This window comes from Klebsiella sp. SWET4, from assembly GCF_024296565.1.
Lineage (GTDB): Bacteria > Pseudomonadota > Gammaproteobacteria > Enterobacterales > Enterobacteriaceae > Klebsiella > Klebsiella variicola.
This window is the reverse complement of sequence record NZ_JANCOB010000002.1, coordinates 44075-58231: the sequence shown is the minus strand read 5'-3', so window position 1 is coordinate 58231 and position 14157 is coordinate 44075. Positions and strand designations below refer to the sequence as shown.

The window sequence follows — 14157 nt, the reverse complement described above, 5'->3', positions numbered from 1 at the left end:
TTTCAGCGCATAACGGTAATGCAAAGCCGCGTGCACAGTGAGACAGATCACACTAGCCTGACCTTCCTGAGGCGTATTCATAGCACGAAAAATGGCACTATTTATTTTTAAAACAACAAGTTAACACCTGTATAGCACATTTTTGTATTAATAAGATTGCCATTTGACGTAAGTGTGGATTCCCGATAAGTTGGGAATCCGCTGGAAGCTTTCTGGATGAGCACTCTGCTCATCATATTTATGCAGTAATTGAGATTCCCTCTTAACAGCAAGTCCTCAAACTTGTGTACCGATGCGAAAAGGATTTAAAGAGGGCGAATGCGAGGTGCAAACCCCGTCGCCATACTCTTTCTGTGCCTGTGCGCAATCGGTATCGGAGGGTGTCCGCAGAGCCTGGGGAGGTTCACTGATATGTTGTACGACAAATCCCTTGAGAGGGATAACTGTGGTTTCGGCCTGATCGCCCACATAGAAGGCGAACCTAGCCACAAGGTAGTGCGAACCGCGATACACGCACTGGCCCGCATGCAGCACCGTGGCGCAATCCTTGCCGATGGTAAAACCGGCGACGGTTGCGGTCTGCTGCTGCAAAAACCCGATCGTTTCTTCCGCATCGTTGCTGAAGAGCGCGGCTGGCGTTTAGCCAAAAACTACGCCGTTGGGATGCTGTTCCTGAATAAAGATCCTGAGCTGGCTAAAGCGGCGCGCCGCATCGTTGAAGAAGAACTTCAGCTTGAGACCCTGTCGATTGTCGGCTGGCGCGATGTGCCGACCAACGAAGGCGTCCTCGGTGAAATCGCCCTCTCCTCGCTGCCCCGTATTGAGCAAATCTTTGTGAACGCCCCGGCTGGCTGGCGCCCGCGCGATATGGAGCGCCGTCTGTTTATTGCGCGTCGTCGCATTGAAAAACGCCTGCAGGAAGACAAAGATTTCTACGTTTGTAGCCTGTCCAACCTGGTCAACATCTATAAAGGTCTGTGTATGCCGGCGGATTTGCCGCGCTTCTACCTGGACCTCGCGGACCTGCGCCTGGAGTCGGCTATCTGCCTGTTCCACCAGCGCTTCTCCACCAACACCGTGCCGCGCTGGCCGCTGGCGCAGCCGTTCCGTTACCTGGCGCACAACGGTGAAATCAACACCATCACCGGCAACCGCCAGTGGGCCCGCGCCCGTACCTATAAGTTCCAGACCCCGCTGATCCCGGATCTGCACGACGCCGCGCCGTTCGTTAACGAAACCGGCTCTGACTCCAGTTCAATGGACAACATGCTGGAGCTGCTGCTGGCCGGCGGGATGGATATCGTGCGCGCCATGCGCCTGCTGGTGCCGCCAGCCTGGCAGAACAACCCGGATATGGATCCGGAGCTGCGTTCGTTCTTCGACTTTAACTCCATGCATATGGAGCCGTGGGACGGCCCGGCGGGCATCGTCATGTCCGATGGCCGCTACGCTGCCTGTAACCTCGATCGTAATGGCCTGCGCCCGGCGCGCTACGTCATTACCAAAGATAAGCTCATCACCTGCGCCTCTGAAGTCGGTATCTGGGACTACCAGCCGGACGAAGTGGTCGAGAAAGGCCGCGTGGGCCCGGGCGAGCTGATGGTTATCGATACCCGCGCCGGACGCATTCTGCACTCGGCGGAAACCGATGACGATCTGAAGAGCCGCCACCCGTACAAAGAGTGGATGGAGAAAAACGTTCGTCGCCTGGTGCCGTTCGAAGATCTGCCGGAAGAAGAAGTCGGCAGCCGCCAACTGGATGACGACACGCTCGCCAGCTACCAGAAACAGTTTAACTACAGCGCGGAAGAGCTGGACTCCGTCCTGCGCGTGCTCGGCGAAAATGGCCAGGAAGCAGTCGGTTCGATGGGCGATGACACACCTTTCGCCGTGCTCTCCAGCCAGCCGCGCATTATCTACGATTACTTCCGTCAGCAGTTCGCCCAGGTGACTAACCCGCCTATCGATCCGCTGCGTGAAGCGCACGTCATGTCGCTGGCCACCAGCATCGGTCGCGAAATGAACGTCTTCTGCGAAGCGGAAGGCCAGGCCCATCGCCTGAGCTTCAAATCGCCGATCCTGCTGTACTCCGATTTCAAACAGCTGACGACGATGGAAGAAGAGCACTATCGTGCCGACGTCCTCGACATCACGTTTAACCCGGCAGAGGCCTCGCTCAGCGAGACGGTGAAAGCCCTGTGTGACAAAGCAGAGCAAATGGTGCGCGAGGGTACCGTGCTGCTGGTGCTGTCCGACCGCAACATCGCCAAAGACCGTCTGCCGGTACCGGCGCCGATGGCCGTTGGCGCGATCCAGACCCGTCTGGTCGATAAAAGTCTGCGCTGCGATGCCAACATCATCGTTGAAACCGCCAGTGCCCGCGATCCGCATCACTTTGCGGTCCTGCTCGGCTTCGGCGCGACCGCTATTTATCCGTACCTCGCCTATGAAACGCTGGCGAAGCTGGTCGACAGCAAAGCTATCGATAAAGCCTACCGTGCGGTGATGCTGAACTATCGCAACGGTATCAACAAAGGTCTGTACAAAATCATGTCGAAGATGGGGATCTCCACCATCGCGTCCTACCGCTGCTCGAAGCTGTTCGAAGCCGTCGGTCTGCATCGCGAGGTTTCCGATCTCTGCTTCCAGGGCGTGGTCAGCCGCATCGGCGGCGCCGGCTTCGACGATTTCCAGCAGGATCTGCTGAATCTGTCGAAACGCGCCTGGCTGGCACGTAAGCCACTGGCTCAGGGCGGCCTGCTGAAGTTCGTGCACGGCGGTGAATATCACGCCTACAACCCGGACGTGGTTCAGACCCTGCAGAAGGCCGTGCAGAGCGGCGAATACAGCGACTATCAACAATACGCGAAACTGGTTAACGAACGTCCGGCGGCCACGCTGCGCGATCTGCTGGCGCTCAATCCAGGCGAAGACGCTATCAGTATCGACGAAGTAGAACCGGCGAAAGAGCTGTTCAAACGCTTCGATACCGCGGCGATGTCGATCGGTGCGCTGAGCCCGGAAGCACACGAATCGCTGGCGGAAGCGATGAACAGCATCGGCGGTTTCTCTAACTCCGGTGAAGGCGGTGAAGACCCGGCGCGCTACGGCACCAATAAAGTGTCGCGCATCAAGCAGGTCGCGTCCGGCCGCTTCGGCGTCACGCCAGCCTATCTGGTCAATGCCGACGTCATCCAGATCAAAGTCGCCCAGGGGGCGAAACCGGGTGAAGGCGGTCAGTTGCCGGGTGATAAAGTCACCCCGTATATCGCCAAACTGCGCTATTCCGTACCGGGCGTGACGCTGATTTCCCCGCCGCCGCACCACGATATCTACTCTATCGAGGATTTGGCGCAGCTGATTTTCGACCTCAAGCAGGTCAACCCGAAAGCGATGATTTCGGTCAAACTGGTTTCTGAACCGGGCGTTGGCACCATCGCCACCGGCGTGGCCAAAGCCTATGCCGATCTGATCACCATCGCCGGCTACGACGGCGGTACCGGGGCGAGCCCGCTCTCATCGGTGAAATATGCCGGCTGTCCGTGGGAGCTTGGCCTGGTGGAAACCCAGCAGGCGCTGGTCGCTAACGGTCTGCGTCATAAGATCCGTCTGCAGGTGGACGGCGGACTGAAAACCGGCCTCGATATCATCAAAGCGGCGATCCTCGGCGCAGAGAGCTTCGGTTTCGGTACCGGCCCGATGGTCGCGCTGGGCTGTAAATACCTGCGTATTTGCCACCTGAACAACTGCGCGACCGGCGTGGCGACTCAGGATGACAAACTGCGTAAGAACCACTATCACGGTCTGCCGTTCAAAGTGACCAACTACTTTGAATTTATCGCCCGTGAGACCCGCGAGCTGATGGCCCAGCTGGGCGTCAAGCGTCTGGTGGATCTGATTGGCCGCACCGATCTGCTCAAAGAGCTGGATGGGTTTACTGCCAAACAGCAGAAACTGGATCTGGGTAAACTGCTGGAGACCGCAGAGCCGCATCCGGGCAAAGCGCTGTACTGCACCGAGAACAACCCACCGTTCGATAACGGTGTACTCAACGCGCAGCTGCTGCAGCAGGCGAAACCGTACGTGGATGAAAAGCAGAGCAAAACGTTCTGGTTCGATATCCGCAATACCGACCGCTCCGTGGGGGCCTCGCTGTCCGGTTATATCGCCCAGACCCATGGTGACCAGGGACTGGCCGGGGATCCGATCGTCGCCCACTTTAGCGGCACCGCAGGCCAGAGCTTCGGCGTGTGGAACGCCGGTGGCGTAGAGCTGCATCTGACCGGCGATGCCAACGACTATGTCGGGAAAGGCATGGCGGGCGGTCTGCTGGCCATTCGTCCTCCGGTCGGCTCTGCGTTCCGCAGCCATGAAGCCAGCATTATCGGCAACACCTGCCTGTACGGCGCGACCGGTGGTCGTCTGTACGCCGCAGGCCGCGCAGGCGAGCGTTTCGCCGTGCGTAACTCCGGCGCCATTACCGTGGTGGAAGGCATCGGTGACAACGGCTGTGAATATATGACCGGCGGCATCGTCTGCGTGCTCGGTAAAACCGGCGTCAACTTTGGCGCAGGGATGACCGGCGGCTTTGCTTATGTCCTGGATGAAGATGGCGACTTCCGTAAACGCGTGAACCCGGAACTGGTGGAAGTGCTGGACGTTGATTCTCTGGCTATCCATGAAGAGCACCTGCGCGGTTTAATCACCGAACATGTGCAGCTTACCGGTTCGCAACGTGGCGAAGAGATCCTCGCCAACTGGCCGGCCTTCTCCGCGAAGTTTGCGCTGGTTAAACCGAAGTCCAGCGATGTTAAAGCACTGTTGGGTCACCGTAGTCGTTCCGCAGCTGAGCTGCGGGTGCAGGCGCAGTAAGGGGTTAAGATGAGTCAGAACGTTTATCAATTTATCGACCTGCAGCGCGTTGATCCGCCAAAGAAACCGCTGAAGATCCGTAAAATTGAGTTTGTGGAAATTTACGAGCCGTTTTCAGAAGGCCAGGCCAAGGCGCAGGCAGATCGCTGCCTCTCCTGCGGCAACCCGTACTGCGAATGGAAATGCCCGGTGCATAACTACATCCCGAACTGGCTGAAGCTGGCCAACGAGGGGCGTATTTTTGAGGCGGCTGAGCTGTCGCATCAGACCAACACCCTGCCGGAAGTCTGCGGGCGCGTTTGCCCGCAGGACCGCCTGTGTGAAGGTTCCTGTACGCTGAACGATGAGTTCGGCGCGGTGACCATCGGCAACATCGAACGCTATATCAATGACAAAGCGTTCGAAATGGGCTGGCGTCCGGATCTCTCCGGCGTGAAGCCGACCGGTAAAACCGTCGCGATCATCGGTGCTGGCCCGGCGGGCCTCGCTTGTGCCGACGTGCTGACCCGCAACGGCGTCAAGGCGGTGGTGTTTGACCGCCATCCGGAAATCGGCGGCCTGCTGACCTTCGGTATCCCGGCGTTCAAGCTGGAAAAAGAGGTGATGACCCGCCGCCGTGAAATCTTCACCGGCATGGGCATTGAGTTCAAACTCAATACCGAAGTGGGTCGCGACGTACAGCTCGACGACCTGCTGAAAGAGTACGATGCCGTGTTCCTCGGCGTCGGGACCTATCAGTCGATGCGCGGTGGACTGGACAACGAAGACGCCCCGGGCGTCTACGACGCGCTGCCGTTCCTGATCGCTAACACCAAGCAGATCATGGGCTTTGGCGAAACAGCTGATGAGCCCTACGTCAGCATGGAAGGCAAACGCGTGGTCGTGCTCGGCGGTGGCGACACCGCGATGGACTGCGTGCGGACCTCCATTCGTCAGAATGCGGCGCACGTGATCTGTGCCTATCGTCGTGACGAAGAGAACATGCCCGGTTCAAAACGCGAAGTGAAAAACGCGCGTGAAGAAGGCGTTGAGTTCCAGTTCAACGTCCAGCCGCTGGGCGTGGAAGTGAATGCCAATGGCAAAGTGTGCGGCGTGAAGATGGCGCGCACCGAGATGGGCCAGCCGGACGCGAAAGGCCGCCGTCGCGCGGAGATCGTCGCTGGTTCTGAACACGTGGTGCCGGCTGATGCGGTGGTAATGGCCTTTGGCTTCCGTCCGCACAGCATGGAGTGGCTGGCGAAGCACAGCGTCGAGCTGGACTCTCAGGGCCGCATCATCGCGCCGGAAGGCAGCGACAACGCGTTCCAGACCAGCAACCCGAAAATCTTCGCCGGTGGCGATATCGTTCGCGGTTCCGACCTGGTGGTCACTGCGATTGCCGAAGGCCGTAAAGCGGCGGACGGGATCCTCAACTACCTTGAAGTCTGATTAGGCTCTGAGCCTCAGCGCCTAAAAGCCCGATGGTTAACGCCATCGGGCTTTTTTATTGCTCATTCGCCGGGCAAACCGCCGCTTTCAGCGCCGAATTATACCAGCCGCAGATATGCTCTAAGCGGGTGATCGCCGATCCGACGGTCACCGCCCACGCGCCGCAGCGCATCGCCTCAGCTGCCTGCGCAGGCGTATTGTAGCGCCCCTCTGCGACCACTCGGCAGCCCGCGGCGCTCAGGCTTTTCACCAGCGCCAGGTCCGGTTCGACCGGTGTCTCCTCTGCGGTATAGCCGGAGAGAGTAGTGCCAACCATATCGAAGCCCAACTGCCAGCATTCCAGGGCATCGTCGAGAGAGGAACAATCTGCCATCGCGTTTTTCCCCTGGCGGTGAATTGCCGCCAACAACGATGCGACAGAGGCCGGACGCTGGCGCCGCGTGCCGTCAACCGCAATGATATCGGCCCCCGCCTGCGCCAGGGCATTCACATCCTCAAGCCACGGCGTAATACGCACCGGGCTATCATGCAGATCGCGCTTAATCAGCGCGATAACAGGCACCGTCACTAACGGACGAACGGCCTGCAGGTTGGCCAGACCTTCTATGCGCAGCGCCACCGCCCCCGCCTGTTCCGCCGCCAGCGCCATCGCCGCGACGATGGCGGGGTTATCCAGCGGGCTGCCCGGCACCGGCTGACAGGAGACAATTAACCCACCGTAATAGCGAATACGCCGATCCAGTTGTGCAAGTAAAGACATGACTGCTCCCTGAAAGATAAGTGTGGCAATAACAGTACCAGCCGCAGGGGCGCGTCGTGTGTGGCGGGGTTAACAAAGCAGGCAGGAAAAAAAACAGGCCCCGGAGGGCCTGTCAGGCGTTACTTCACAACGCGGAGCGCCGGGCGACCACCGCGCGGCGGCGGCGTGTCGTCAGGATCGTCGTCGCGATTATCCGGCTTATCGCCATCGATCACCGACATCACCGTTTCGCTTTCACTCTCAGGCGCGACGTCATCATCGTTGAGGCTGCTGACATCTTCGTCATAGGCCGCTTCCGGTTCAAACATCGTGCCGGCGCCGTTCTCACGGGCATAGATGGCGAGTACCGCAGCCAGCGGAACAGACACGTTACGCGGCACGCCGCCAAAGCGCGCGTTAAAACGCACCTCGTCATTCGCCAGCTCCAGATTGCCGACCGCACGCGGGGCAATATTGAGAACGATTTGACCGTCGCGCGCGTACTCCATCGGTACGAGCACGCCCGGCAGAGTGACATCCACCACCAGGTGCGGCGTCAGCTGGTTATCCAGCAGCCACTCATAAAACGCCCGTAACAGATACGGGCGACGCGGCGTCAGCTGTGATACATCCATTATTTAGCCCCGACCGAGGCGCATTTCACGCTCGGCTTCAGTTAAAGAAGCGAGGAAGGAATCACGCTCAAATACGCGAGTCATGTAGCCTTTGAGCTCTTTCGCGCCTGCGCCAACCAGTTCCACACCGAGAACCGGCAAACGCCACAGCAGCGGCGCCAGGTAGCAATCCACCAGGCTGAACTCGTCGCTCAGGAAGTAAGGTTTCTGGGTGAAGACCGGCGCGATGGCCAGCAGTTCTTCACGCAGCTGCTTACGCGCAGCATCAGCTTGCGCTGCGGTACCGCTCTGGATGGTGTTCATCAGCGAATACCAGTCCTTCTCGATACGTTGCATATACAGGCGGCTTTCTCCACGCGCCACCGGATAAACCGGCATTAACGGCGGATGCGGGAAACGCTCATCCAGATACTCCATAATGATGCGAGATTCCCACAGAGTGAGCTCACGATCCACCAGCGTCGGTACGCTTTGATTCGGGTTGAGGTCAATCAGATCCTGAGGTGGGTTGTCCTTCTCCACGTGCTCTATCTCAAAACTGACACCCTTCTCAGCCAGCACAATGCGGACCTGATGGCTATAGATGTCAGTAGGACCAGAAAACAGCGTCATTACCGAACGTTTGTTGGCAGCGACAGCCATGAAAACCTCCAGGTATATTCAGAATTTTGTACTGCTGCCAGTCACTCATGACCGGCCAGATGTAAAAACCCCAGTAGCGCGATGTCACCTTCGTTCACGAATAAAACAAAAAATGAACAATCACCAGCATTTGGGCAGAAAATTGGATGATAGTTTACCAGATTTTGAAGACGTTGTGGTGAGGGGATTCTGGAAATGCTGAAAAAGTGGCGAAAACCGGCGGCATGATTGTGGATAACAGCCGTTTTATCCATAAAAAAACCCGCCGGAGCGGGTTTTTTCGCAAATTGTTCTGCGTGAGCAGAAGACAATTAACGTTTGGAGAACTGCGGACGACGACGTGCTTTACGCAGACCGACTTTCTTACGTTCAACCTGACGAGCGTCACGAGTAACGAAGCCTGCTTTACGCAGTTCGCCACGCAGGGACTCATCGTACTCCATCAGAGCGCGGGTGATACCGTGACGGATCGCACCAGCCTGACCAGAGATACCACCACCTTTAACAGTGATGTACAGATCCAGTTTCTCAACCATGTCGACCAGTTCCAGCGGCTGACGAACTACCATGCGGGCAGTTTCGCGACCGAAGTACTGTTCCAGAGAACGCTGGTTGATAACGATTTTACCGTTGCCCGGTTTGATGAATACGCGAGCTGCGGAACTTTTGCGGCGACCAGTGCCGTAGTATTGATTTTCAGCCATTGCCTATAATCCCGATTAGATGTCAAGAACTTGCGGTTGCTGTGCCGCGTGGTTGTGCTCGTTACCCGCGTAAACTTTCAGTTTACGGTACATAGCACGACCCAGCGGGCCTTTTGGCAGCATGCCTTTAACCGCGATTTCAATCACACGCTCAGGACGGCGGGCAATCATCTCTTCAAAGGTCGCTTCTTTGATACCACCGATGTGGCCGGTGTGGTGGTAGTACATTTTGTCTTCGCGCTTGTTGCCGGTTACAGCAACTTTTTCTGCGTTCAGAACGATGATGTAATCACCGGTATCAACGTGCGGAGTGTATTCCGCTTTATGCTTACCGCGCAGGCGACGAGCCAGTTCAGTAGCCAGACGGCCCAGAGTTTTACCGGTCGCGTCAACAACATACCAGTCGCGTTTTACGGTTTCTGGTTTAGCTGTAAAAGTTTTCATTAAAAGCTTACCCAAATAATAAGTTACACGTTGGTGAACACCCAAACGTTTAGTCAGTTGAGGTTCACACGACATTGTCCAGCAAACCTACCCCTTCGAATAGCCTATGCCGGCGCATAGAAAGTTTCGGGAAAAAAACCTTCTCGTAACGTGGGGTCGCAAGATTATAGAGAAGTCGGGGTCAAAGATCGACCCCTTTATGAGATTTTTCAGGCAGGCCCCGGGGTGGCCTTCCGGCTCTCAATCCGTCGGGAAAAAGCGCCCTGTCAGGGCATATGCGGACGCTTGAGATACTCTTCGCTCTGCATCTCCTGCAGACGCGACAGACAGCGCTGGAACTCAAACTTCAGCCGCTCTCCCTGATAAATGTCGTACAGCGGCACCGCGGCGCTGACCACCAGCTTCACGTGGCGCTCATAGAACTCATCCACCAGGGCGATAAAGCGCCGCGCTTCGCTCTCCAGCTGCGCGGTCATCACCGGCACATCGAGCAGCATCACGGTGTGGAACAGACGGGAGAGGGCAATATAGTCATGCTGGCTACGGGCATCCACACACAGCGTGGCGAACGACGCCGCCAGCGTCTGGTTTTCGACGCCAAGCGTGGGCAGCTCACGGTGATTGATCTCCAGCGTCGGCCCGGCAGCAGCGCGCGGCGCCCCGGCCAGCGCCAGCCACAGTTTATCCATCTGTTCGCGGGTTTCGCTGTTCAGTGGCGACAGCCACAGGTGCGCCTGCGTCAGCGTACGCAGACGATAATCGATGCCGGCATCGACGTTCATAATATCGCAATGCTGCTTGATGGCGTCGATCGCCGGCAGAAAACGGGCCCGTTGCAGGCCATTGCGATAGAGCTCATCCGGCGGAATATTGGAAGTGGCGACCAGGGTGATGCCGCGGGCAAACAGGGCTTTCATCAACCCGCCTAACAGCATGGCATCGGTAATATCAGAGACGAAAAACTCGTCAAAACAGAGCACATCCGTTTCCGCCTTGAAACGGTCGGCGACAATCTCCAGCGGGTCGCTATGTCCCTGCAGGGTGGTCAGCTCTTCGTGCACGCGCAGCATGAAGCGATGGAAATGCAGGCGCTGCTTACGCTCGCCCGGCAGGCTCTGGTAAAACAGGTCCATCAGCCAGGTTTTTCCCCGCCCCACGCCGCCCCACATATACAGGCCGCGGACAGGCGCCGCCTCGGCAGCCGGTTCGCGCTTACCCAGCAGTTTGCCGAATTTCGCGCGCAAACCGCCGCCTGACGCGACGGGCGCGGGCTGAGTCTGCAGTTCCTGGTAAATGGTATCGAGGCGGCTCACCGCTTCTTGCTGGACGTCGTCGGGTTGATGGCTGCCCTCTTTCAGGGCTAAAAGGTAACGCGATGTTGGAGACAGGCTTTGCATGATCTAATTGTTATTCCTTGAAAACCGTAATGCCGAAGCTCACGATTGACGAAAAAAAGGCCGTTCTACACTACGCGATGATACGCCAGGATTCCACTTCTGTGGAATTAGCGGTTATAGTGGCACTATCGGGCGCAGGCGGAGAGCCTAAGAGCCACCCTACGGAACCACAAAACAACGGGAGATGTTCATGACCTGGGAATACGCGCTAATTGGGTTAGTCGTCGGTATCATTATTGGTGCCGTCGCCATGCGTTTCGGCAACCGCAAACTGCGCCAGCAGCAGGCGCTGCAGTTCGAACTGGAAAAGAATAAAGCCGAGCTTGAAGAATACCGTGAAGAGCTGGTCAGCCACTTCGCGCGCAGCGCTGAGCTGCTGGATAACATGGCGCATGACTATCGTCAGCTGTATCAGCATATGGCGAAAAGCTCTAACAACCTGCTGCCGGACTCTATGGCAGACGCCAACCCGTTCCGCAACCGTCTGGAAGAGTCTGAAGCCAGCAACGATCAGGCACCGGTCCAGATGCCGCGCGACTACTCTGAAGGCGCATCCGGTTTACTGCGCGGTGGCGCAAAACGCGATTAACTGATCGCGTCTGATAAAATATCTCCGGGCGCGCCCACCGCGCCCGCTCCTTCCCCCACTTCCCGGCTACAATTTAAACCAGTACCCACATTGTTACCTGTGCAAAAATTCAATAACATCAGGTTATTCAGGACGTTTTTCCATACACCTCAGGTTACGAGAGCCAGCATCTAATGAAGAAACAGACTTTGCTGTTGAGTGCGTTAGCGTTAAGCATTGGGTTATCGTTGTCGGCCCTGCCTCCGGCAGCAGCATCCTTACCGACTCAGGTGCCCGGCCAGGGCGCGTTACCGAGCCTGGCGCCGATGCTGGAAAAGGTCCTGCCAGCGGTGGTCAGCGTGCAGGTGGAAGGCACCGCCTCGCCGACGCTCAATATGCCGGAAGAGCTGAAGAAATATTTTGGTGATAACGCCCCGCAGGAGCAGGCGCAGCCGTTTGAAGGGCTCGGCTCCGGCGTCATCATCGACGCAGCGAAAGGCTACGTGCTAACCAATAATCACGTCATCAATCAGGCGCAGAAGATCAGCGTCCAGCTGAACGATGGCCGTGAATTTGATGCCAAACTGGTCGGCAGCGATGAACAGAGCGATATCGCTCTGCTGCAGCTGATCAAGCCGGCGAACCTGACGCAAATCGCCATTGCTGACTCCGATAAACTCCGCGTCGGCGACTTCGCCGTCGCCGTCGGCAACCCGTTCGGCCTTGGCCAGACCGCCACCTCCGGCATTATCTCTGCCCTTGGCCGCAGCGGCCTGAACCTGGAAGGGCTGGAGAATTTCATCCAGACCGATGCCTCGATTAACCGCGGTAACTCCGGCGGCGCGCTGTTGAACCTCAACGGCGAGCTTATCGGGATCAACACCGCGATCCTGGCGCCGGGCGGCGGTAGCATCGGCATCGGCTTCGCCATTCCAAGCAACATGGCGAAAACCCTCGCCGACCAGCTCATTCAGTTTGGCGAAATCAAGCGCGGCCTGCTGGGCATTAAAGGCATGGAAATGAGCGCCGATATCGCTAAGGCGATGAATCTCGACGTTCAGCGCGGCGCCTTCGTCAGTGAAGTGTTACCAAACTCCGGTTCCGCCAAAGCAGGGATCAAATCCGGCGACGTCATTGTCAGTCTGAACGGCAAGCCGCTGAACAGTTTTGCCGAACTGCGCTCGCGCATCGCCACCACCGAACCGGGGACCAAGGTCAAACTTGGCCTGCTGCGCGACGGAAAACCGGTCGATGTCGAAGTGACGCTGGATAAGAGCACCTCCTCCACCGCCAGCGCCGAGCTGATTATCCCAGCCCTGCAGGGAGCCTCGTTCAGCGATGGTCAGATGAAGGACGGTACCAAAGGCGTGGTGATCGATAATGTCGATAAAGGCAGCGCCGCCGCCCAGGTCGGCCTGCATAAGGATGACATTATCATTGGCCTTAACCGGGAACGTATTCATTCGATTGCCGAACTGCGCAAAGTGCTTGAAGGCAAACCGCCGGTCATCGCCCTGAATGTGATCCGCGGCAACGAAAGCATCTATCTGCTGCTACGCTGATTTTCTTCCCGGACATCGCCGCCATGTGCGATGTCCGGACAACTCATGCTATGCTGCGTCTGACCATTCATTAACGATATTTGCATCATGCCTGGAAAGTTATTACGTTCGATACTCATCGGTTTGATTGTCGGGGGACTGCTGCTGGCCCTGATGCCATCGCTACGCCAGTGGCAGCTGACGCCGACCACCCAAAACGATACGGCAGACGACTCCCCTGTGAGCTATAACGCCGCCGTACGCCGCGCGGCGCCCGCCGTGGTGAACGTCTATAACCGCGCCCTGAACAGCACCAGCCATAATCAGCTGACGCTTGGCTCCGGGGTGATCATGGATCAGCGCGGCTATATCCTGACCAACAAGCATGTTATCAATGATGCCGATCAGATCATTGTCGCACTGCAGGACGGCCGCGTCTTCGAAGCGCTGCTGGTCGGATCCGACACCCTGACTGACCTCGCCGTGCTGAAGATCAACGCCACCGGCGGGCTGCCGGTGATCCCGATCAACCCGAAACGCACGCCGCATATTGGCGATGTCGTCCTGGCGATTGGCAATCCCTATAACCTGGGGCAGACCATCACTCAGGGGATCATCAGCGCCACAGGGCGCATTGGCCTCAACCCGACCGGCCGCCAGAACTTCCTGCAGACTGACGCCTCGATTAACCACGGTAACTCGGGTGGGGCGCTGGTGAACTCCCTCGGCGAGCTGATGGGGATTAACACCCTCTCCTTTGACAAGAGCAATGACGGCGAAACGCCGGAAGGCATTGGCTTTGCGATCCCGTTCCAGTTAGCGACCAAAATTATGGATAAGCTGATCCGGGATGGCCGGGTGATCCGCGGCTATATCGGCATTAGCGGCCGGGAGATCGCCCCGCTGCACGCGCAGGGCGGCGGGATCGATCAGATCCAGGGGATCGTGGTTAACGATGTGGCGCCTGATGGCCCCGCAGCACAAGCCGGGATCCGCGCCAACGACGTGATCATCTCCGTGAATGACAAACCTGCGGTTTCTGCACTGGAGACGATGGATCAGGTGGCCGAGATCCGCCCGGGATCGGAAATTCCGGTAGTCATCATGCGTGATGATAAGAAAATTACGCTCCATATCGCCGTTCAGGAATACCCGGCCACCAACTAAACGGCTCCCCGTTTGGGGAG

12 protein-coding genes are annotated in these 14157 nt (G+C 57.7%); 5 read left to right on the top strand and 7 right to left on the bottom strand.

Annotated elements, in window-relative coordinates:
- Positions 1-411: 411 nt before the first annotated feature.
- Together gltB and gltD are read left to right on the top strand one after the other, a co-directional pair.
- On the top strand, positions 412-4872 hold the full coding sequence (gltB, locus tag NKJ21_RS07015) for a glutamate synthase large subunit (RefSeq protein WP_131002561.1): 4461 nt from the start codon (positions 412-414) through the stop codon (positions 4870-4872).
- Positions 4873-4881: 9 nt separating this feature from the next.
- The gene (gltD, locus tag NKJ21_RS07010; protein WP_008806661.1) at positions 4882-6300 is read left to right on the top strand and encodes a glutamate synthase subunit GltD; all 1419 of its coding nucleotides are present in this window, start codon (positions 4882-4884) and stop codon (positions 6298-6300) included.
- Positions 6301-6355: 55 nt separating this feature from the next.
- On the opposite strand, the gene NKJ21_RS07005 is transcribed toward gltD, so the two are convergent.
- The 7 genes from NKJ21_RS07005 to zapE form a co-directional block, all read right to left on the bottom strand.
- Positions 6356-7060, bottom strand: a complete 705-nt coding sequence (locus NKJ21_RS07005) for an N-acetylmannosamine-6-phosphate 2-epimerase (protein WP_166716451.1) — start codon at positions 7058-7060, stop codon at positions 6356-6358.
- A gap of 119 nt (positions 7061-7179) precedes the next feature.
- Complete coding sequence (sspB, locus tag NKJ21_RS07000; RefSeq protein ID WP_148273717.1) at positions 7180-7674, bottom strand: ClpXP protease specificity-enhancing factor; 495 nt, start codon at positions 7672-7674, stop codon at positions 7180-7182.
- A gap of 3 nt (positions 7675-7677) precedes the next feature.
- The gene (sspA, locus tag NKJ21_RS06995; RefSeq protein ID WP_002918467.1) at positions 7678-8316 is read right to left on the bottom strand and encodes a stringent starvation protein SspA; all 639 of its coding nucleotides are present in this window, start codon (positions 8314-8316) and stop codon (positions 7678-7680) included.
- A 41-nt stretch (positions 8317-8357) separates the two neighbouring features.
- A complete protein-coding gene (locus NKJ21_RS06990) occupies positions 8358-8570 on the bottom strand; it encodes a hypothetical protein (protein WP_136047529.1) in 213 nt (70 codons plus the stop codon).
- A gap of 57 nt (positions 8571-8627) precedes the next feature.
- The gene (rpsI, locus tag NKJ21_RS06985; RefSeq protein ID WP_000829815.1) at positions 8628-9020 is read right to left on the bottom strand and encodes a 30S ribosomal protein S9; all 393 of its coding nucleotides are present in this window, start codon (positions 9018-9020) and stop codon (positions 8628-8630) included.
- A 15-nt stretch (positions 9021-9035) separates the two neighbouring features.
- Positions 9036-9464, bottom strand: a complete 429-nt coding sequence (gene rplM, locus NKJ21_RS06980; protein ID WP_002918559.1) for a 50S ribosomal protein L13 — start codon at positions 9462-9464, stop codon at positions 9036-9038.
- 266 nt (positions 9465-9730) lie between these two features.
- Entirely contained in the window at positions 9731-10861 is a 1131-nt protein-coding gene (zapE, locus tag NKJ21_RS06975; protein WP_012540462.1) for a cell division protein ZapE, read from the bottom strand.
- A 190-nt stretch (positions 10862-11051) separates the two neighbouring features.
- On the opposite strand from zapE, the gene zapG reads away from it, so the two are divergent.
- The 3 genes from zapG to degS all read left to right on the top strand — a co-directional run bounded on the left by zapG (position 11052) and on the right by degS (position 14137).
- Positions 11052-11450, top strand: a complete 399-nt coding sequence (gene zapG / locus NKJ21_RS06970) for a Z-ring associated protein ZapG (protein WP_012540461.1) — start codon at positions 11052-11054, stop codon at positions 11448-11450.
- 173 nt (positions 11451-11623) lie between these two features.
- Positions 11624-12991, top strand: a complete 1368-nt coding sequence (degQ, locus tag NKJ21_RS06965; protein ID WP_008806666.1) for a serine endoprotease DegQ — start codon at positions 11624-11626, stop codon at positions 12989-12991.
- Between the two features lie 87 nt (positions 12992-13078).
- Positions 13079-14137 (top strand): outer membrane-stress sensor serine endopeptidase DegS, encoded by a 1059-nt coding sequence (gene degS, locus NKJ21_RS06960; protein ID WP_008806667.1) that lies wholly within the window; start codon positions 13079-13081, stop codon positions 14135-14137.
- The last annotated feature ends 20 nt before the right edge of the window (positions 14138-14157 follow it).

Bases quoted from the DNA above. Each gene is read 5' to 3' on its own strand.
- gltB (WP_131002561.1), top strand. From the start codon at position 412: ATGTTGTACGACAAATCCCTTGAGAGGGATAACTGTGGTTTCGGCCTG.
- gltD (WP_008806661.1), top strand. From the start codon at position 4,882: ATGAGTCAGAACGTTTATCAATTTATCGACCTGCAGCGCGTTGATCCG.
- NKJ21_RS07005 (WP_166716451.1), bottom strand. From the start codon at position 7,060: ATGTCTTTACTTGCACAACTGGATCGGCGTATTCGCTATTACGGTGGG.
- sspB (WP_148273717.1), bottom strand. From the start codon at position 7,674: ATGGATGTATCACAGCTGACGCCGCGTCGCCCGTATCTGTTACGGGCG.
- sspA (WP_002918467.1), bottom strand. From the start codon at position 8,316: ATGGCTGTCGCTGCCAACAAACGTTCGGTAATGACGCTGTTTTCTGGT.
- NKJ21_RS06990 (WP_136047529.1), bottom strand. From the start codon at position 8,570: ATGGATAAAACGGCTGTTATCCACAATCATGCCGCCGGTTTTCGCCAC.
- rpsI (WP_000829815.1), bottom strand. From the start codon at position 9,020: ATGGCTGAAAATCAATACTACGGCACTGGTCGCCGCAAAAGTTCCGCA.
- rplM (WP_002918559.1), bottom strand. From the start codon at position 9,464: ATGAAAACTTTTACAGCTAAACCAGAAACCGTAAAACGCGACTGGTAT.
- zapE (WP_012540462.1), bottom strand. From the start codon at position 10,861: ATGCAAAGCCTGTCTCCAACATCGCGTTACCTTTTAGCCCTGAAAGAG.
- zapG (WP_012540461.1), top strand. From the start codon at position 11,052: ATGACCTGGGAATACGCGCTAATTGGGTTAGTCGTCGGTATCATTATT.
- degQ (WP_008806666.1), top strand. From the start codon at position 11,624: ATGAAGAAACAGACTTTGCTGTTGAGTGCGTTAGCGTTAAGCATTGGG.
- degS (WP_008806667.1), top strand. From the start codon at position 13,079: ATGCCTGGAAAGTTATTACGTTCGATACTCATCGGTTTGATTGTCGGG.